Raw genomic sequence first — 17,991 nt, forward strand, 5'->3', positions numbered from 1 at the left:
AATCATTTATCTTTGATAAAATTCTTTTCACTGTATGACTGAAACACTCATTTTATTTATCGCTATTATTTTTTCTGCTGGAATAGGTGCTTTTTTGGGCTTAAAATTTGCTCAATTAAAAAGCAAAGGAAATACTAGCACGCTTGAAGAACGCAATACCAACTTAAGCAAACAGCTTGAAGACATAAAATTAAATACCGAATCTGAAAACCAAAAACAAAACGCACTTTTTAATCAGCAATTACAAGATTTAAAAGACACTATTTCTAAAATTGAAACAGAACGCGAAACCATTAGAAAAGAAAAAGACCTTTTAAACACCGAACTTTCTAGAAGAAATACAGAGCTTGAAAACCTTCAAGAACAAAACCTTAAACGCGACGAAGAGCTTGCTAAACAACAAGAGCAACTACGTAAAGATTTTGAATTAATGGCGAGTAAAATTCTTGATGAAAAAAGTGAAAAATTTACCATTCAGAATAAAGAAAACATTAAACAAATTCTGAATCCGCTTCAAGAAAAAATCCAAACGTTTGAAAAGAAAGTTGAAGATTCTCAAAAGGAAAGCATCAGCATGCATTCGGCTTTAAAAGAACAACTTTTAGGACTTAAAGATCTTAATCAAAAAATGACCATAGAAGCCAATAACCTAACCAAAGCTTTAAAAGGCGACAGCAAAATGCAAGGTAATTGGGGCGAATTGGTTTTAGAGCGTGTTTTAGAAAAATCTGGACTGGAAAAAGACCGCGAATATTTTGTTCAACAAAACTTTAATCGTGAAGATGGTTCGCGTGTTATGCCTGATGTTGTCCTACATTTACCAGATGGCAAACGCATGATTATAGATAGTAAAGTATCACTTACCGATTACGAACGTTTTGCAAATGCTGAAGATGACGAAAAAGCAATGCATTTAAAAGCGCACGTTAACTCCATAAACAAACACGTTAATCAGCTTTCAGAAAAGAAATACGAGGATTTATACGATATGGAATCTCCAGATTTTGTATTGATGTTTATTCCTATTGAACCTGCTTTTGCCATTGCTATAAACGAAGACAATACACTTTACAACAAAGCCTTTGAGAAGAATATTGTAATCGTTACACCTTCTACCCTTTTAGCAACATTGCGAACTGTTGACACGATGTGGAGCAACGAAAAGCAACAACGTAATGCCTTGGAAATCGCAAAACAAGCAGGTGCACTTTATGATAAATTTGAAGGTTTAGTTTCTGATTTAACAGGTGTTGGCAAAAAAATAGATGCAGCAAAAAGTGACTATTCAGCAGCGATGAATAAACTAGTAGAAGGCAAAGGAAACATTATTGGTCGTGTAGAAAAACTTAAAAAAATGGGTGCCAAAGCCAAAAAATCACTACCAGAACCAATTTTAAAACGCGCTATAAACGATGACGATGAGTAAACACAATTTTAAACCCGTTGATTCTTCTAGAGTTTCTATCTCACAACTCATGCAACCTTCGCACTCTAATTTTGGTGGAAAAATTCATGGTGGTTATATTTTAAGTTTAATGGATCAAATTGCTTTTGCTTGTGCCTCAAAGCATTCTGAAGCCTATTGTGTAACAGCATCGGTTGATACGGTTGATTTTTTAAACCCTATTGAAATTGGTGAGTTGGTTACCATGAAAGCCTCTGTAAATTATGTTGGTCGTACATCCATGGTTGTTGGTATTCGTGTGGAATCTGAAAACATTCAAACCGGAACTGTAAAGCATTGTAATTCATCTTACTTTACTATGGTTGCTAAAGATGATAATGGAAAAACTGTTGATGTTCCTGGTTTAATTTTAAACGATAAAACCGAAGTAAAACGGTTTTTAAAAGCCATAAAACGTAAAGACACTAAAATACATCGTCAACAAGAGTTTAGTAGTGATTCCTTTGCACTTGACAATTATATTGAAGACTTAAAAGGCTACAAGATTAAGATAGAATTACCTGAAAGCTAATAGTATTACTGCTTTACAAATCGTCTGGTTTGTGTAAAGTTATTAGCAGATACTTTTACTAAATAAACACCTGTATTCCATTTAGAAACATCAATTGAAGCTGTTAGTGAGTTAAGTTCCTTAGAATACACCCTTTTTCCTAGCACATCATACACATTTACAACAGCATTTTGTTGTCCTTGTGGTAAACGAATATTTAACCTAGTCGTAGCAGGATTAGGTGAGATTGTGAATTCTTGATTTGCTTGAGAAACCTCTTCATCCCCTAATGTGAACGATTGCATAGTAACACCTTTATTTTCTCCATGATAGCCTATAGTATAACTAAACCCAAAAGACCAAACTAATTCAATTGAAGTATCAGATGTAGAAAACACATAATCATTTGTTTCTCCTGTATCTAAAGCTCTAGTAGCTACTATTGTTCTTTGCTCTCCATCTAATGTGTTGGATGTTATTGTCCAATTTTGATTGGCATCAACAGAAGGTTCAATTCCAATAGCATCAGAACCATCTGGTTGCCCTGGAAAACCAAAATATCTATCAGAAATAGAGGTTCCGTCATATATAATAACATCATCACCTGCAATCATACTTGATGTTCCAAATCCTAAACCTAAAAACCGATTATCTGGACCATCTAATGTTAAAGTTACTAAGGTTGAAGTGACATCAATTTGCGCAGAGTAATACAACTCTCCATCATCTAATAATACAATCTCTCCTGTAGAATAAGTTTGACAGAAAGCGAATGATGTCATTAAAAATGCAACTAAAAAAAGCGTAATTTTTTTCATAAATAGGTTTATTTACAGCTAATATAATAAATTATGTGATTGATAGATAAGTTTTTATTTAATCAAAAAAGCCATTGACTAAAATCAATGGCTTAAATTTATTTAACTGACTATCAACCTACTGCTTCACAAAGCGCTTAGTAGAGATATTATTTTTTGTAGCTAACCTCACTAAATACACACCACTATTCCATTTTGAAATATCAATAGTAGTCGATAATTGATTAAGCTCTTTAGTGTATATTTTTTTACCTAATACATCAAACACTTCCATTTTTACAACACCATCCATTCTAGGCACAGATATATTAAATCTTGATTTAGCTGGATTTGGAGCTATTGAAAACTCTGTTGCAACAACCTCTTCATTACTTAAAGTAAAAGATTGCATTGTGATTCCTCTATTAGAAAATCCATGATAGTCTAAAACAAAACTTGATTCAAACCCTCTTGCCCAAACCAAATTTATAGATGACGCAGATGTTGTAAACACATAATCATTAACATTTCCGGTATCTCTATCTCTTGTTGCAACTAATGTTCTTACTCCTGAAGTAACATTATTAGACATAATAGTCCAATCTTGTCTTTCATCTAAAGTTGGCGTAAAACCTATTGCAGGTTCATCATTAGGCTGACCAGGATACCCAAAATGCCTGTCAGTAAGGTCTGTACCATCAAAAATAACAACATCTCTACCAGAAGTCATACTTACTGCATCAAAGCCTAAACCTAACCATCTATCACTTGGTCCAATTAGCGTTAATGTTACTTCATCTGTTGTAACATCAATCTGCGCTGAGTATTCTAATCCTGGTGTTGTAGATAATTCTATCATACCAGTGGAATAGGTTTGACTAAAAGTGTATGTTGTTAAACTTAAAAAAGCTATTAAAGCCAAAGTAGTTTTTTTCATATTTATATTATTTTACAATAAGATTAATAATTTCCTCATCTTGAGTCATATTCGCGTAATCTATTGCTGTATTTCCTCTATTGTCTTTAGTACTCGTGTCAGCATTCGCCTCAACCAATTGTTTAATTATGGTTTTGTTTCTCATAATAATAGCATAATGTAAAGGAGAGGTTCCATTAGCATCTGCTAAATTTGGGTCTGCACCATGCTCTAAAAGTACTTTAACAACTGCTTCCCTGTTTTTATAAACTGCAGCCATTAATGGTGTTCCGTATTTACTTTCGCCATCAATATCCTCAACTTTTGATGCTAAAAATATAGCGACCTTATCATTTCCTCTGTAGCATGCCAATGTTAATGGAGAATATCCTGAAGCATCAACCACATTAATAGTGTCTGGGTTTTTAGCAATTAATTCTTTTACATCATCAATTGTACCAAAACGAGCTGCATCAAAAATATCTTGCTGAGAAAAAGCAAAACCTGATACTAATACACTCACTATTAACAAAAAGCCTTTTAGCTTCATTCTATACTACTTGAGTTACACAAGGCTAAAGTAGTAATTTTTAGGAGATTGTATTAACCGTTTATCGATTTTTACTGCTATTTGCTCAAATACATTTTACGTCTTGAGTACAAGTTGTAAAATTCATCGTCTTTTAGGCTATCAATAAACAAGATACTTTCTCCTGTACTCTTCATTTCTGGTCCTAACTTTTTATTTACGTTTGGAAACTTATTAAATGAGAATACTGGTTGCTTTATTGCATAACCTTCAAGCTTAGGATTAAAGTCAAAATCGGTTACTTTTTTATCGCCTAACATGATTTTAGTAGCATAGTTTACATAAGGTTCGCCATACGCTTTTGCTATGAAAGGCACAGTACGAGACGCTCTAGGATTAGCTTCTATTATGTAAACTTTATCATCTTTAATAGCAAACTGGATATTGATTAACCCAACAGTATTTAAAGCTAATGCAATCTTTTTGGTGTGATCTTTTATTTGTTCTAATACTAAATCTCCAAGGTTAAAAGGAGGTAATGTTGCATTACTATCACCTGAGTGAATTCCGCAAGGTTCAATATGCTCCATTATACCAATAATGTAAACGTTTTCACCATCGCAAATAGCATCAGCTTCTGCTTCAATAGCACCATCTAAATAATGGTCTAATAAGAGTTTGTTATTTGGTATTTTACGAAGTAAGTCAACGACATGCTCTTCTAGTTCCTTCTTGTTAATTACAATTTTCATGCCTTGACCTCCTAATACATAAGATGGTCTTACCAAGATTGGGAAATCTAACTTATCAGCTACAGCTAAGGCTTCATCAGCAGTTTCGGCAGTATCAAACTCTGGATAAGGAATGTTATTCTCTTTAAGTAAGGTAGAGAAGCTTCCTCTATCTTCAGCTAAATCTAAAGATTGGTATGTAGTTCCGATAATTTTTATTCCGTAACGGTCTAATTTTTCAGCAAGTTTAAGTGCTGTTTGACCGCCAAGTTGAACGATAACACCTTCTGGTTTTTCATGACGAATGATGTCGTAAATATGTTCCCAGAATACTGGTTCAAAGTACAGTTTATCAGCGATGTCAAAATCGGTTGAAACGGTTTCAGGATTACAATTAATCATAATTGTTTCGTAACCACATTCAGCACTCGCCAATACTCCATGCACACAGCAATAATCAAATTCAATTCCTTGCCCAATTCTGTTTGGTCCAGAACCTAAAACAATTATTTTTTTCTTATCTGAAACTACACTTTCATTAGCTGAATATAGTTTGCCATCAGCTGTTTCTAATTCGTTTTCAAATGTAGAATAGTAATATGGTGTTTGTGCTTTAAACTCAGCAGCACATGTATCTACAAGTTTATAAACACGATTAATTTTTAACTCATCACGCTTGTTATAGACTTCACTTTCTAAACAGTTTAGCATGTGCGCAATTTGACGATCTCCATACCCTTTTTGTTTAGCTTCTAGCAACAAGTCTCTGTCTATAGTATCTATAGTGAATGTTGAAATTTCTTTTTCCAACATATACAATTCTTCGTATTGCTTTAAGAACCACATATCAATTTTTGTGATTTCATGAATTCTGCTTAATGGAATTCCCATTTGAATAGCATCATAAATCACAAATACACGATCCCAACTTGCATAAGTAAGTTTCTCGATTATTTGGTCATAATCTTTATACCCTTTACCATCTGCACCAAGACCATTTCGTTTTATTTCTAATGATTGTGTTGCTTTATGAAGTGCTTCTTGGAATGAACGACCAATTGCCATCACTTCTCCAACAGCTTTCATTTGAAGTCCTAATGTTCTATCAGACCCTTCAAACTTATCAAAGTTCCAACGAGGTATTTTTACGATTACGTAGTCTAAAGTTGGCTCAAACAATGCCGAAGTAGACTTGGTAATTTGATTTTCTAATTCATCTAAATGATACCCAATAGCCAACTTAGCAGCAATTTTTGCAATAGGATAACCTGTTGCTTTACTCGCTAATGCTGAAGAACGCGATACACGAGGGTTAATTTCAATAGCGATAATTTCTTCTTCTTCATCTGGACTTACCGCAAACTGTACGTTACATCCTCCTGCAAAATCACCTATACTACGCATCATAAGTATAGCCATATCACGCATTTTCTGGAATGTACTATCTGAAAGTGTCATTGCAGGCGCCACAGTAATAGAGTCTCCTGTATGAATTCCCATTGGATCCATATTTTCAATAGTACAAATAATAACTACGTTATCATTCTTATCGCGTAATAACTCCAACTCATACTCTTTCCAACCCATCATCGCTTTATCAATCATCACCTCATGAATTGGTGAGATTTCTAAACCTCTAGTCAAGGCTTCATCAAACTCTTCTTCATTGTAAACAATTGAAGCTCCTGCTCCACCTAAGGTAAACGATGCTCTAATACATAATGGAAAACCAAACTCTTGAGCTATTTCTTTACCTTTTAAAAACGAAGTTGCTGTAGCTTGTGGTGCCATTCCAACTCCAATTTTTAACATTAACTCTCTAAACTTCTCTCTGTCTTCGGTAATGTTAATTGCATCAATATTTACACCAATAATTTTTACACCAAAGTCTTCCCAAATCCCTTTTTCATCTGCTTCAATACAAAGGTTTAAAGCAGTTTGTCCTCCCATTGTTGGTAAAACAGCATCAATTTGCGGATGCTCTTTTAATATTTTAACAATAGATTTTGTAGTAAGCGGCAACAAATACACATGATCTGCCATTTTTGGATCAGTCATGATTGTTGCAGGATTAGAATTAATTAAAATGGTTTCGATTCCTTCTTCTCTTAACGATCGTAGTGCTTGAGATCCTGAGTAGTCAAACTCGCATGCTTGACCAATAATGATAGGTCCTGATCCAATAATTAATACAGAGCTTATGTTTTTATTCTTTGGCATTGTGTTGTGTTTTTTTGGTTTACAAAAATAGGTATCTATTGGGTACAAAAAAAGGTGCTACACCTAAGTAACACCTCAAAATATTAACAATTGTTAATCATTATTTCTTATGTCTTGATTCTGAAGACACAGACAATTTCTTTCTTCCCTTAGCTCTTCTACGAGCAAGTACTTTTCTACCGTTAGCAGTAGCCATTCTTTCTCTAAAACCGTGTTTGTTTCTTCTCTTTCTTTTTGACGGTTGAAACGTTCTTTTACTCATTGTCTTATATCTTTAAAAAAATAATCTTAGTTTCCGTTAATTACTTTTGAAGTTTGTTTCAAAATTGGCTGCAAATATACAAAGACTTTTTACTTTGACAAATCAAAAGTTAAAAATATTTCCAATTGTTTTTACTAACTTTGCTCACTCAAAAATTTAATAGAAAATATGTACAATAAAAATATAAAGTTAGTAATTGCTGTTTTAATTATTGGTTATGCCGTTTATCAATTTACCGAAGGCTACATTGGTAATGGTATTATGTTGATTTTACTTTCACTTATTTTTGTATTCCTTTATTTTAAAAACGAATTTATTCTTCTAGCCTTTTTAAAACTTCGTAAGCAAGATTTTGATGGTGCAAAAAAATGGCTTAATAAAATTAAAAACCCTTCAGCTGCTTTAGTGAAAAAACAAGAAGGCTACTACAACTATTTACATGGTATTATGGTTTCTCAAACTAATATGAATGAAGCTGAAAAATACTTTAAAAAGGCGGTTAGCCTAGGTTTATCTATGGATCATGATTTGGCAATGGCTAAATTAAACTTAGCAGGAATTGCTTTTTCTAAACGCAGAAAACAAGAGGCTCAAATGTTATTAAAAGAGGCTGAAACTCTTGATAAAAGAGGAATGTTGACCGACCAAATTAAAATGTTTAAGCAGCAAATGAAAAAAACTGCTATTCCTAAACAGCAGTATGGTCAACCTACTTCGGCTAGACAAAACAGACGTAGCAGAAGATAATTTTTACAATAAAGGAGCCCAAAGCCTACAAAAAGATTCTTTAAGCCTACTTAACCTAGGTCTTTTTTGCCAGCTTTGTAAAGTTAATTGTTCGCTATCTTTAATATCATCATTAAAAAACTTTTTAAGCGCCTTACTTTGTGTTTCATCATAGATTAAAGCATTTATTTCAAAATTGATATTAAAGCTTCTATAATCCATATTAGAAGTTCCTACAGTACAAAAAATGTCATCAACAACTAATGTTTTAGCATGAACAAATCCTTTTTTGTATCGATAAATTTCCACTCCTGCTTCTAATAACGACTCCAAATAAGAGTTTGTAGCGTGTTCTGCAGTCCAAGAGTCAGAATGTTTTGGAATTAATAATTTCACCTCTACACCGCTTTTTGCAGCTACTTGCATTGCAGTAATAACTTCATCATTAGGAATAAAATAAGGCGTGGTTATGTACACATATTTTTGCGCAGTAACTATAGCTGTAAAAATAGTCTCCATAATATTTGCCCAATCAGTATCTGGACCACTAGCTGCAATCTGTACTGGCACTTCTTCAGTAACTTCTATTTCAGGAAAAAAGGTTTTAGAAATTGACAAATCAATATTAGATACAAAATTCCAAGTGGTTAAAAAGTTTATCTGCAACGGTTTTACTGCTTCACCTTCTATTCTCAGGTGTGTATCTCTCCAATATGAGTTATCAGTTTCATAGTTTACATAAGTATCAGAAATGTTTATACCTCCTAAATAACCAATACGTCCATCAATAACCACAATTTTTCTATGGTTTCTGTAGTTCATCTTTCCTGTGAATTTTGGAAACAACACAGGCATAAAAGGCGCAAACTCTACTCCACTTTCTTTAAGTTTCTTTTTTATTGCTTTTGAAAGCTTGCTTCCAACATCGTCAAAAGTTAATCTTACATTCACTCCTTCTATAGCTTTCTCACACAATATATCTAAAACTTGTGTTCCTATTTTATCATCCTTTAGGATATAGTATTCCATGTGGATGTGAGATTGGGCTTGCTCTAAGTCTTTAAGTAATAGTTTAAATTTTTCTTCTCCGTTTTTAATCAGTTTAACTTTGTTGTTGAGCGTTAAAGGCGACTGTTCGCTATTGTAAAGCAGCTTTACAAGTTTTACTTTTTCGTCAAGAGTTTGCTTAATTTCTCTCTTTTCTTTGTTATTAAGTTGTAACTCTTTATTAATGTTTTTTACAACTCTTTTATTTAGAATATGTTTGCGGTTGAATATTTTGTTCTTTCGATATTCTTGCCCAAAGAAATAGTAAACTAACAACCCTAAAAAAGGAAAAAAAACCAAAACCATTATATAAGAAATGGTTTTGGTTGGGTTAATATTTTTTAGAAGAATAGTTATTGCAGCAGAAATTGCCACAACATAATTAAGAACAATTAAAATGTTCCAAAAATTGTGCTTAACAAAATCAATCATTAAGGCGTTGTAGGATAATATCCTTCTTTAGGTATTTCAATAAAATACTGCTTTCTAGAAGCGTTGTTAAGATGATCTTCGCGCAACCAAGGATTATGGATTTTCAATATTTTGTAATTGATACCAAACTGTTTTGCAAATCTTGAAAAATCAGTCACCACAGTATCTACTGACACTTTATAGGTTGGTATATTTTTATACAAATCGTTTTCTTTAAAATTGAATCCGTATTTTTTAGGATTGCTTAAAATTTCTTTAAGCGCTACAATTCTAAACAGGTAACGCCCTGTTTCTTCACCTAAAAGTAAATCGTAGTAATCCGTTACATCTTGTTCTTTTAATCTTCTAGAAACACCAGCGTTTCCTGCATTGTAAGCAGCAGCAGCCAATGTCCAAGACCCTAATCGTTCTTTAGAGTCTAAAAGGTATTTACAAGCCACTTCAGTAGCTTTTTCTAAATTGTAACGTTCATCAACATTATCATTTACCTCAAGTCCATTCTCTCTTCCTGTTGCTTTCATAATTTGCCATACACCTCTTGCTCCAGCAGGAGATACAGCGTTTGTTAATCCGCTTTCAATAACTGCTAAATACTTAAAATCGTCAGGAACACCATGTTTTTCCAAAATAGGCTCAATTACAGGAAAGTATTTTTCAGCTCTCTTAAACATTAACAATCCGTTAGATTGCCAATACGTATTTACTAAAAGCTCTCTATCCATACGCTCTAAAACATCTGGATCTTCTAATGGAACAGCTTCACCTGCAAACTCCAGATGATCTGGAACTGCTAAAGCATACACATTATAATCGTTGATTAATTTTGATTGTTCTTCTTGTATTGTATCATCAGAAGGTGATTTTTGGGCTGCAAAAATAAAAAGCCCAGACAACGCTATTAAACCTACAGCAGCTAATATATTTTTTAAAGTTTTCATAAGTAACACTTATTTGTTTGACGTTTTTATGGTGAAGTGTTCATTTTTTCAGCATTTACAACGCTTCGACACAATGAATATTTCACAAATTTGTTTTTATAAATGTAGAGAAATCTACAATGCTTTCAAAATTAGTTTAATATAAGATTTGGTAAATTTTCGTTAAACCATTTATACTTATTTATAATCATGATATGCGTTCCTCCTTCAATAACTATACAGTCTCCAGAGCACGAATGGTTAAAAACCATGTCTTTATTTCCATGAATATAAATAGCGTTTGGATGTGGTTTTTCTTGTTTCCAGGTAATCACTTGCTCAATTGCCCAATCCAAGTACTTTTTATCATTTACTGAAAGGTATTTTTTATACAGTTCCACTCTTTTCTTTACTGTATTACCAAGAGCGTATTTTGCTAACAGCTCTACATTACTCATTAGTTGTGTAGGCAACAGTTTATAAGCCTTAGTAAACTTTGCTACTTTCATTCGCTTAGGTAACTCGTGTTTTGACTTTACACTTGAAACTACTATTACTTTTTTACAGTCTATAAATTTGCTCATTTCTTGAACCAAAATACCTCCAAAAGACACTCCAAGAAGCACAATATTTTTATGCTCAATCTTTTTTACCATACGTTTCGCATAGCCTTCCAAAGTTTCATTATCTAAAGGTAACACCCACTCTAACCAGTGCATTTCAAATTGGTCTTCAGGGAGCTTAATATACTCAAAAATTGATGGGTTAGCTGCCATACCAGGCATAAAGTAAACATGTATGATATCTTGTTTCATTTTAGAGCTATTGTAGTTTTAAAAATCTTAATAGATTATTCCATAAGCATTTAACCATCACTATACTTTAATATGTGCGATATTTTTTATAAATTTGCATTGCAAAACTATACAAATTGTAGTTTTTATCCTTACCGACCTTAGATTAAAATTAATTTATTATGATTGATGCAGCTGAACTAATAGACAATGACTTTTTACGTCAATTTGAGCTAAAAATTGATGACCAATTAGCAAAAATTGAATATTCACTCCAAGATCGAAAGATTTTTTTAACAAAACTAATAATTCCAGAATGTATTAACTCTGAAGGGTTTGAAGAGGATTTTTTAAAACTTGTTTTTGAAAACATACAAGAAAGAAATATAAGCGTAGTTCCTACAAGTCCTGAAATTGCAAAATTTATCAGAAGAAATAGACGCTACAAAAAAATGCTACCAGTTGGCATTAGAATATGACTCACAAAAAAACCGAAGCTTTACTTCGGTTTTTTTATTATACGATTTTAAGCATCTAAAAAGTCACATCAAAATTACCACTCTCTACAGTAATCGTTTCGTAACCGACTCCTTCTATATACTTTGACAAAACACCAGATAATGTTCCTTTGAATGTATTTGAAGTATTAATTTCAATATCACTTGAAATTGTCGCAGGATTATCGACTGTATATTTATCATAACGATAAGTACCATCAACAGTAAGATAGCTAACACTTGCAACAGCTTCATTTCCTACTTCATCTCTCTCTAATGTTATAATAAAATATTTAGAATCATCAGATGAATTTGAAAATGACATTACACGAAAAGATTGTATGTTTTGTACTGCAACATCAAAATCCATTAAGGTATTATCAATTGATATACTAGCATTTTCAATGTTAATACTTCCATCATCATCACTTGAGCATGATGTTAAGGTCAGTACTCCTAAAGTCAAAATACTTAAAATAATTTTTTTCATAATCTATAGTTTTTAATTTCACTTGAAATATAGAACACGAAAATCAGCAAAACAATTTGATTAACACACTTTTTATATTTCTCAAGTTGTTACTTAGTGTAAACTTTTATTAAATCTTTGGTTTCAATCACTTCTGTGAAGTCTTCGTTATAAACTTTAACTGCATTTGCATAAACTAAGGTTAGCTGGTTACCTTCAATATACGATTCGTACTCGGTAAACTCTTCTTCAGTAAGCACATTAATAGAACTTATATAACCATCTCTACATTCAACATTTACTAAATAGGAATCATCAACCTTAGATACTTTTACTTCGTGATGAAAAGAATCGCTAGAAGTCATAGATTTATTAGTTTCAAACTCTAATGTTTCATTGACGCTACAAACTATTTCATTTAAAATATTTTTGTGCTCTACTCCATCTTTATCCACATCAGTAGAAACACCAATATCATAGTTAGTTAATTTCCATATACCAACAAGGTTTGAATCGTTATTGCTGTCTTTAGAACAAGAAAATAGTGTAGTAAACGAAATGCAAAGTACTGCAAGTGAGAGTAGGCTTTTCATATGGGACCAATTAATTTGCAGTAAATATATAACCTCTAACAAGTTAGCTGTTATAATTTAGATGAAACGCTAAAAATATAAGATTAACAGTATTTAAACCGCTTCCTGATTTATCAAATCAAAACGTACAATACCATCGTCATCAATTTTGGTAAGCTCCACATCGTGAATCGTATTTACCAAATGTGGATTCCAAGGCGATTTTACTTTTACGTAGTTTTCGGTAAACCCATGAATGTAACCTTCTTTATTTTCGCTTTCAAATAACACTTGTCGTTGTGTTCCAATTTGGCTTTCATAAAATGCTCTACGTTTTTTTACCGATAAACCTCGTAACATTTTACTACGTTTTGACCTTACATTTTTAGGAACAACGCCATCCATTTTTGAAGCTTCGGTATTATCTCTTTCAGAATATGTAAACACATGAAGATACGAGATATCTAAATCGGACAGAAAATTATACGTTTCTAAAAAACGCTCATCAGTTTCACCAGGAAAACCAACAATAACATCAACACCTATACAAGCATTAGGCATTATTTCTCGTATTTTGGCAACTCTATCCACATAAAGTTCTCGCATATAACGACGCTTCATTTTTTTTAGAATATCGTTACTTCCACTTTGTAATGGAATATGAAAATGAGGTACGAAGGCTCTAGACTGCGAAACCAACTCAATAGTTTCATTCTTTAAAAGGTTAGGTTCTATTGAAGAAATACGTAAACGCTCAATACCTTCTACCTTATCAAGTTCGGTTACTAAATCTAAAAACGTATGTTCATGACGCTTGTTACCAAATTCGCCCTTACCATAATCGCCAATGTTAACACCAGTAAGTACAATTTCTTTAATGTCTTTTTCAGAGATTTCTTTAGCATTTTTAATAACATTATCCATGGTATCGCTCCGCGAAATACCTCTAGCTAATGGTATTGTACAGTAAGTACATTTATAATCGCAACCATCTTGTACTTTTAAAAATGCTCTTGTTCTATCACCTATAGAATAGGAACCAACATAAAAATCGGCATCGTCAATATCGCAAGAATGTACTTCTCCAAAGTCATTTTTGCTCAGGTCGTTAATGTAGTCGGTAATTTTGAATTTTTCGGTAGCACCAAGCACAAGATCAACACCATCTACATCTGCCAATTCCTGAGGTTTTAATTGCGCATAGCAACCTACCGCTGCAACAAAAGCTTCTGGATTAGATTTTTGAGCTTGTTTAACTATAGTTTTAAATCGTTTGTCAGCATTTTCGGTTACAGAACATGTATTGATAACATAAATATCTGCTGTTTCAGAAAAATCAACACGATCAAAGCCTTCATCCTTAAAACCTCTTGCTATAGTAGAAGTTTCAGAAAAATTAAGCTTACAACCCAAAGTGTAAAATGCTACTTTTTTTCTTCCGTTCATTCTTGTACTTTTACCAAGTTGCAAATTTACAACTAATAAATAAAATGGTAAAACGCTTTTTTCTTAGTAGCTCAAAACTACCACATTACATATCAATATGTTGTGCAATTTTTATTCTAATCTCATGTGAAAGCAACAATCAAAGTGATTCAAATTCAGTTTTTAGATACAATGAACATAAAAACATTGGTTCTTTAGATCCTGCGTTTTCAAAAGACAATGCCGATATTTGGGCAACCAACCAATTGTTTAACGGTTTGGTACAAATGGATGACAGCCTTAACGTAAAACCTTGTATTGCTAAAAACTGGACTGTTACAGATAGCGCAACAACTTACACGTTTAACTTACGAAATGACGTTTATTTTCACAAGCACGAGTTGTTTGGAAAAGACTCTACAAGAACTGTTACTGCTCAAGATTTTGAATACAGCTTAAACCGATTACAAGACAAACAAGTTGCCTCTCCAGGAAGTTGGGTATTAAACAAAGTTGCTAATTTTAAAGCGGTTAACGATACTGTTTTTCAAATACAGCTAAAACAACCTTTTCCTGCTTTTTTAGGATTGCTTACTATGAAATATTGTTCGGTTGTTCCTAAAGAAATTGTAGCGCATTACGGTTCTGATTTTAGAAGTAATCCTATTGGAACAGGTCCTTTTAAATTTAAACGTTGGGAAGAGAATATTAAACTCGTATTTAGGAAAAACAATTTGTATTTTGAAAAGGATACAAACGGAAACCAACTTCCGTATTTAGAAGCAGTTGCTATTACATTTTTACCAGACAAACAAAGTGAATTTTTACAATTTGCTCAAGGAAATATTGATTACGTCTCTGGTTTAGATGCTTCTTATAAAGATGAAATTTTAACCTCAAAAGGAGAACTTAGAAATCAATACAAAACAGACGTTGACATCATTAGAGGTCCTTATCTTAATACTGAATATTTAGCGTTTTATTTAGATTCTGAAGTTAGCGAAATTCAATCCAAACTATTACGACAAGCAGTAAATTATGGGTTCGACAGACATAAAATGATGACTTACTTGCGAAATGGTATTGGTATTCCTGCCAATGGTGGATTTATCCCAAAGGGATTACCTGGTTACAACGAACAGACAGGTTACAGTTATCAACCTGAAAAAGCCAAACAACTTATTGATGATTTTAAAGCTGAAACAGGAATTACCCAACCAAGCATTACCATTACAACTACTAGTAATTATTTGAGTTTTTGCGAATATATACAACGTGAACTTCAAAAAGTTGGCCTACAAGTAAATGTAGATGTTATTCCTGCTGCTACTTTAAAAGACGCTAAGGCAAATGGTAAATTAGATATGTTTCGTGCAAGTTGGGTTGCCGATTATCCTGATGCTGAAAACTACCTATCTCTTTACTACAGCAAAAATTTTGCTCCTAATGGTCCAAACTACACACATTTTAAAAATGAATTATTTGACACTTGGTACGAACAAGCTTTTACTGAAACCAATACTAAAACACGTGAAGCACTTTACACCAAAATGGATAGTTTAATCATGCAAGACGCTCCTGTTGTGGTTATGTTTTACGATGAAGTCGTTCGTTTTACAAGAAAAAATGTAAACGGACTAGGGATTAACCCTATTAATTTATTGGAATTAAAAAAGGTGAGAAAAACTACTCTTCAATAGATTTCCCTATAGTTTCAATCTCATCAACTGGTTTGATAGTTGTTTTTTCCCAGTGTCGTTTTAACAAAAAGTGAAACAAATACACCATTGCCACTCCAAATGGTAACGCCAAAAGACCAAGCATTAAGCTATTGTCCCAATCCATTCCAATGTTGAAAATCCCATCTAAAACACCTAAAATTATTCCACCAACAAAGGTTCCAACATAATAACTTAACACACCAATAATGGCAAACAACCATTTGTTTTTATTGTATTCTTCTGCTAACCTATAAAAGTAACGACCTATAAAGTAGATGAGTACTATTCCTAACATATATATTTAATTTATTTAGTTCTATATTTTTGGGTGATTTCAAACACATGCTCTAAAATATCAGCATCTTGTTGAGTAAATTCAATTGACCTACGTTGCATAACTACCTTTGCAACCTCAAATGCTTTTTTAGTTAGATATGTTGTAAATCCGCTATTTCCTCCCCAGCTAAAACTTGGCACAAAATTTCTTGGAAATCCACTACCAAAAATATTTGAACTCACACCAACTACTGTTCCTGTATTAAACATAGTGTTAATACCACATTTGCTATGATCTCCCATCATTAAGCCACAAAACTGCAAGCCTGTTCTTGCAAAACCTTCGGTTTCATAACTCCACAGTCTTACTTCAGCATAATTATTTTTAAGGTTGGAATTATTGGTGTCTGCACCAAGATTACACCATTCTCCTAAAACTGAATTCCCTAAAAACCCATCGTGTCCTTTGTTTGAATATCCAAAAATCACCGAGTTATTTACCTCTCCTCCAACCTTACTATGTGGACCAACCGTTGTAGGACCATAAATTTTGGCTCCTAATTTTACAGTAGCATAATCACATAACGCAAAAGGGCCTCTTATAATACTACCTTCCATTATTTCGGCATCTTTACCTATGTAAATTGGACCATTGGTAGCATTTAAAGTTACAAACTCTAGTTTTGCACCTTCTTCTATAAAAATGTTGCTTGCTTCAATGGTATTGTTACTTGCAGGTATTGGTTGCGATTTTCGACCTTTTGTTAAAAGCTCAAAATCTTCAGCTATAGCATTACCGTTTTTAGAGAAAATATCCCAAGTGTGTTCAACCTTTATAACTTCGGCATTAAACTCAATCGCTTCATAGCTTTCAAAATCCACATCATCTTGCGTGTCTTTAGTAAAAAATGCAATAACATCTTCATCCTTAAAAATCGCCTGATTTTCCTCAAGGCTTTTCACCATTTCTGCAAGCTCAAAGTTTGGCACATACGATGCATTAATCATTACATTCTCATCCATTTCAACCATTGGGTATTTATTGGATAAGTAATCTTCGGTTAAAGTTGTGGTAGTATAACCAAGGTACATTTCCCATTTTTCTCTAATGGTTAAAATTCCTACACGTATATCGGCAACTGGTCTTGTATATGTAAATGGCAACAAACTGTTACGACAAGGACCATCAAAAAGAATATAATTCATAATAAAAGTTTAAAGTTTAAAGTTTAGAGTTGTCTTTTAAAACCTAAACTTTCATTTATCCAAAAGTAACTTAATTACCTAAAATAAAAAAGCCTTTCAGTAGTTGAAAGGCTTTTATAAATATATTTTCGAGAAATTTATTTCTTGAATTTCGCGTATTTGTTTTTAAACTTGTCAATACGTCCTGCTGTATCAACTAATTTAGATTTACCAGTGTAGTATGGGTGAGATGTTCTAGAAATCTCTAATTTTACTAACGGATACTCTACACCATCTACTTCTAAAGTTTCTGTAGTATCTGCAGTTGACTTCGTTAAAAATACATCATCATTAGACATATCTTTGAATGCTACAAGTCTATAATTTTCTGGATGTATACCTTTTTTCATCTCTAATGCTTTATTATCGTTTCGTTTTTTTCGAGGTGCAAATTTAAGCAAATTTTATTATTGTACAATCTTTTTATTGTTTTTTATTTCTTAAAATTCATGTAACGTTT

The 17,991-nt window shown here is 32.8% G+C and carries 19 protein-coding genes; 5 read left to right on the forward strand and 14 right to left on the reverse strand.

Annotated elements, in window-relative coordinates:
- Positions 1-34: 34 nt before the first annotated feature.
- Positions 35-1,426 carry a DNA recombination protein RmuC gene (rmuC, locus tag OD803_RS07940; protein ID WP_262733035.1) on the forward strand — a complete coding sequence of 464 codons (1,392 nt, stop codon included), beginning with the start codon at positions 35-37 and terminating at the stop codon, positions 1,424-1,426.
- Positions 1,413-1,976, forward strand: coding sequence for an acyl-CoA thioesterase (locus tag OD803_RS07945; protein WP_370450275.1), 564 nt, complete (start codon positions 1,413-1,415; stop codon positions 1,974-1,976). The genes rmuC and OD803_RS07945 overlap by 14 nt, the downstream gene beginning before the upstream one ends.
- A 5-nt stretch (positions 1,977-1,981) precedes the next feature.
- On the opposite strand, the gene OD803_RS07950 is transcribed toward OD803_RS07945, so the two are convergent.
- The 5 genes from OD803_RS07950 to rpmH form a co-directional block, all read right to left on the reverse strand.
- Complete coding sequence (locus OD803_RS07950; protein ID WP_262733036.1) at positions 1,982-2,773, reverse strand: T9SS type A sorting domain-containing protein; 792 nt, start codon at positions 2,771-2,773, stop codon at positions 1,982-1,984.
- Between the two features lie 118 nt (positions 2,774-2,891).
- Complete coding sequence (locus OD803_RS07955) at positions 2,892-3,689, reverse strand: T9SS type A sorting domain-containing protein (RefSeq protein WP_134199800.1); 798 nt, start codon at positions 3,687-3,689, stop codon at positions 2,892-2,894.
- Positions 3,690-3,696: 7 nt separating this feature from the next.
- On the reverse strand, positions 3,697-4,218 hold the full coding sequence (locus OD803_RS07960; protein ID WP_262733037.1) for an ankyrin repeat domain-containing protein: 522 nt from the start codon (positions 4,216-4,218) through the stop codon (positions 3,697-3,699).
- A 77-nt stretch (positions 4,219-4,295) separates the two neighbouring features.
- Complete coding sequence (carB, locus tag OD803_RS07965; RefSeq protein ID WP_262733038.1) at positions 4,296-7,148, reverse strand: carbamoyl-phosphate synthase large subunit; 2,853 nt, start codon at positions 7,146-7,148, stop codon at positions 4,296-4,298.
- Positions 7,149-7,248: 100 nt separating this feature from the next.
- Entirely contained in the window at positions 7,249-7,410 is a 162-nt protein-coding gene (rpmH, locus tag OD803_RS07970) for a 50S ribosomal protein L34 (protein WP_129761309.1), read from the reverse strand.
- A 168-nt stretch (positions 7,411-7,578) separates the two neighbouring features.
- Here rpmH and OD803_RS07975 point away from each other — a divergent pair, with 168 nt between their 5' ends.
- Complete coding sequence (locus OD803_RS07975) at positions 7,579-8,157, forward strand: DUF2892 domain-containing protein (RefSeq protein ID WP_131508440.1); 579 nt, start codon at positions 7,579-7,581, stop codon at positions 8,155-8,157.
- A gap of 3 nt (positions 8,158-8,160) precedes the next feature.
- Here OD803_RS07975 and cls read toward each other — a convergent pair whose 3' ends face one another.
- The 3 genes from cls to OD803_RS07990 form a co-directional block, all read right to left on the reverse strand.
- On the reverse strand, positions 8,161-9,615 hold the full coding sequence (gene cls / locus OD803_RS07980) for a cardiolipin synthase (RefSeq protein WP_262733039.1): 1,455 nt from the start codon (positions 9,613-9,615) through the stop codon (positions 8,161-8,163).
- A complete protein-coding gene (locus tag OD803_RS07985; RefSeq protein WP_262733040.1) occupies positions 9,615-10,553 on the reverse strand; it encodes a lytic transglycosylase domain-containing protein in 939 nt (312 codons plus the stop codon). The genes cls and OD803_RS07985 overlap by 1 nt, the downstream gene beginning before the upstream one ends.
- A 131-nt stretch (positions 10,554-10,684) precedes the next feature.
- Entirely contained in the window at positions 10,685-11,347 is a 663-nt protein-coding gene (locus tag OD803_RS07990) for an alpha/beta hydrolase (RefSeq protein WP_129761305.1), read from the reverse strand.
- Between the two features lie 161 nt (positions 11,348-11,508).
- Here OD803_RS07990 and OD803_RS07995 point away from each other — a divergent pair, with 161 nt between their 5' ends.
- On the forward strand, positions 11,509-11,805 hold the full coding sequence (locus tag OD803_RS07995) for an N-acetyltransferase (protein ID WP_187347861.1): 297 nt from the start codon (positions 11,509-11,511) through the stop codon (positions 11,803-11,805).
- Positions 11,806-11,860: 55 nt separating this feature from the next.
- On the opposite strand, the gene OD803_RS08000 is transcribed toward OD803_RS07995, so the two are convergent.
- The 3 genes from OD803_RS08000 to mtaB form a co-directional block, all read right to left on the reverse strand.
- On the reverse strand, positions 11,861-12,289 hold the full coding sequence (locus tag OD803_RS08000; protein WP_262733041.1) for a hypothetical protein: 429 nt from the start codon (positions 12,287-12,289) through the stop codon (positions 11,861-11,863).
- 113 nt (positions 12,290-12,402) lie between these two features.
- Positions 12,403-12,885: a hypothetical protein gene (locus OD803_RS08005; RefSeq protein ID WP_262733042.1), complete on the reverse strand. Its 483-nt coding sequence runs from the start codon at positions 12,883-12,885 to the stop codon at positions 12,403-12,405.
- 93 nt (positions 12,886-12,978) lie between these two features.
- The gene (gene mtaB, locus OD803_RS08010; protein ID WP_129761303.1) at positions 12,979-14,310 is read right to left on the reverse strand and encodes a tRNA (N(6)-L-threonylcarbamoyladenosine(37)-C(2))-methylthiotransferase MtaB; all 1,332 of its coding nucleotides are present in this window, start codon (positions 14,308-14,310) and stop codon (positions 12,979-12,981) included.
- 44 nt (positions 14,311-14,354) lie between these two features.
- Between mtaB and OD803_RS08015 the strand changes: the two genes are divergently transcribed.
- A complete protein-coding gene (locus OD803_RS08015) occupies positions 14,355-15,989 on the forward strand; it encodes an ABC transporter substrate-binding protein (RefSeq protein ID WP_262733043.1) in 1,635 nt (544 codons plus the stop codon).
- Here the strand turns inward: OD803_RS08015 and OD803_RS08020 are convergent.
- The 3 genes from OD803_RS08020 to OD803_RS08030 form a co-directional block, all read right to left on the reverse strand.
- The gene (locus OD803_RS08020) at positions 15,976-16,305 is read right to left on the reverse strand and encodes a hypothetical protein (RefSeq protein WP_262733044.1); all 330 of its coding nucleotides are present in this window, start codon (positions 16,303-16,305) and stop codon (positions 15,976-15,978) included. The two genes, OD803_RS08015 and OD803_RS08020, sit on opposite strands and share 14 nt — an antisense overlap.
- 11 nt (positions 16,306-16,316) lie before the next feature.
- Positions 16,317-17,492: a GlmU family protein gene (locus OD803_RS08025; protein ID WP_262733045.1), complete on the reverse strand. Its 1,176-nt coding sequence runs from the start codon at positions 17,490-17,492 to the stop codon at positions 16,317-16,319.
- A 137-nt stretch (positions 17,493-17,629) separates the two neighbouring features.
- Complete coding sequence (locus OD803_RS08030; RefSeq protein ID WP_129761299.1) at positions 17,630-17,881, reverse strand: type B 50S ribosomal protein L31; 252 nt, start codon at positions 17,879-17,881, stop codon at positions 17,630-17,632.
- Between the last annotated feature and the right edge of the window lie 110 nt (positions 17,882-17,991).

It is taken from the genome of Gaetbulibacter sp. NE, from assembly GCF_025548475.1.
In the GTDB taxonomy this organism is placed as follows: Bacteria; Bacteroidota; Bacteroidia; order Flavobacteriales; family Flavobacteriaceae; genus Gaetbulibacter_B; species Gaetbulibacter_B jejuensis.

What these genes read in the sequence shown, in the direction of transcription:
- rmuC (WP_262733035.1), top strand. Translation starts at nt 35, where the DNA reads ATGACTGAAACACTCATTTTATTTATCGCTATTATTTTTTCTGCTGGA.
- OD803_RS07945 (WP_370450275.1), top strand. Translation starts at nt 1,413, where the DNA reads ATGACGATGAGTAAACACAATTTTAAACCCGTTGATTCTTCTAGAGTT.
- OD803_RS07950 (WP_262733036.1), bottom strand. Translation starts at nt 2,773, where the DNA reads ATGAAAAAAATTACGCTTTTTTTAGTTGCATTTTTAATGACATCATTC.
- OD803_RS07955 (WP_134199800.1), bottom strand. Translation starts at nt 3,689, where the DNA reads ATGAAAAAAACTACTTTGGCTTTAATAGCTTTTTTAAGTTTAACAACA.
- OD803_RS07960 (WP_262733037.1), bottom strand. Translation starts at nt 4,218, where the DNA reads ATGAAGCTAAAAGGCTTTTTGTTAATAGTGAGTGTATTAGTATCAGGT.
- carB (WP_262733038.1), bottom strand. Translation starts at nt 7,148, where the DNA reads ATGCCAAAGAATAAAAACATAAGCTCTGTATTAATTATTGGATCAGGA.
- rpmH (WP_129761309.1), bottom strand. Translation starts at nt 7,410, where the DNA reads ATGAGTAAAAGAACGTTTCAACCGTCAAAAAGAAAGAGAAGAAACAAA.
- OD803_RS07975 (WP_131508440.1), top strand. Translation starts at nt 7,579, where the DNA reads ATGTACAATAAAAATATAAAGTTAGTAATTGCTGTTTTAATTATTGGT.
- cls (WP_262733039.1), bottom strand. Translation starts at nt 9,615, where the DNA reads ATGATTGATTTTGTTAAGCACAATTTTTGGAACATTTTAATTGTTCTT.
- OD803_RS07985 (WP_262733040.1), bottom strand. Translation starts at nt 10,553, where the DNA reads ATGAAAACTTTAAAAAATATATTAGCTGCTGTAGGTTTAATAGCGTTG.
- OD803_RS07990 (WP_129761305.1), bottom strand. Translation starts at nt 11,347, where the DNA reads ATGAAACAAGATATCATACATGTTTACTTTATGCCTGGTATGGCAGCT.
- OD803_RS07995 (WP_187347861.1), top strand. Translation starts at nt 11,509, where the DNA reads ATGATTGATGCAGCTGAACTAATAGACAATGACTTTTTACGTCAATTT.
- OD803_RS08005 (WP_262733042.1), bottom strand. Translation starts at nt 12,885, where the DNA reads ATGAAAAGCCTACTCTCACTTGCAGTACTTTGCATTTCGTTTACTACA.
- mtaB (WP_129761303.1), bottom strand. Translation starts at nt 14,310, where the DNA reads ATGAACGGAAGAAAAAAAGTAGCATTTTACACTTTGGGTTGTAAGCTT.
- OD803_RS08015 (WP_262733043.1), top strand. Translation starts at nt 14,355, where the DNA reads ATGGTAAAACGCTTTTTTCTTAGTAGCTCAAAACTACCACATTACATA.
- OD803_RS08020 (WP_262733044.1), bottom strand. Translation starts at nt 16,305, where the DNA reads ATGTTAGGAATAGTACTCATCTACTTTATAGGTCGTTACTTTTATAGG.
- OD803_RS08025 (WP_262733045.1), bottom strand. Translation starts at nt 17,492, where the DNA reads ATGAATTATATTCTTTTTGATGGTCCTTGTCGTAACAGTTTGTTGCCA.
- OD803_RS08030 (WP_129761299.1), bottom strand. Translation starts at nt 17,881, where the DNA reads ATGAAAAAAGGTATACATCCAGAAAATTATAGACTTGTAGCATTCAAA.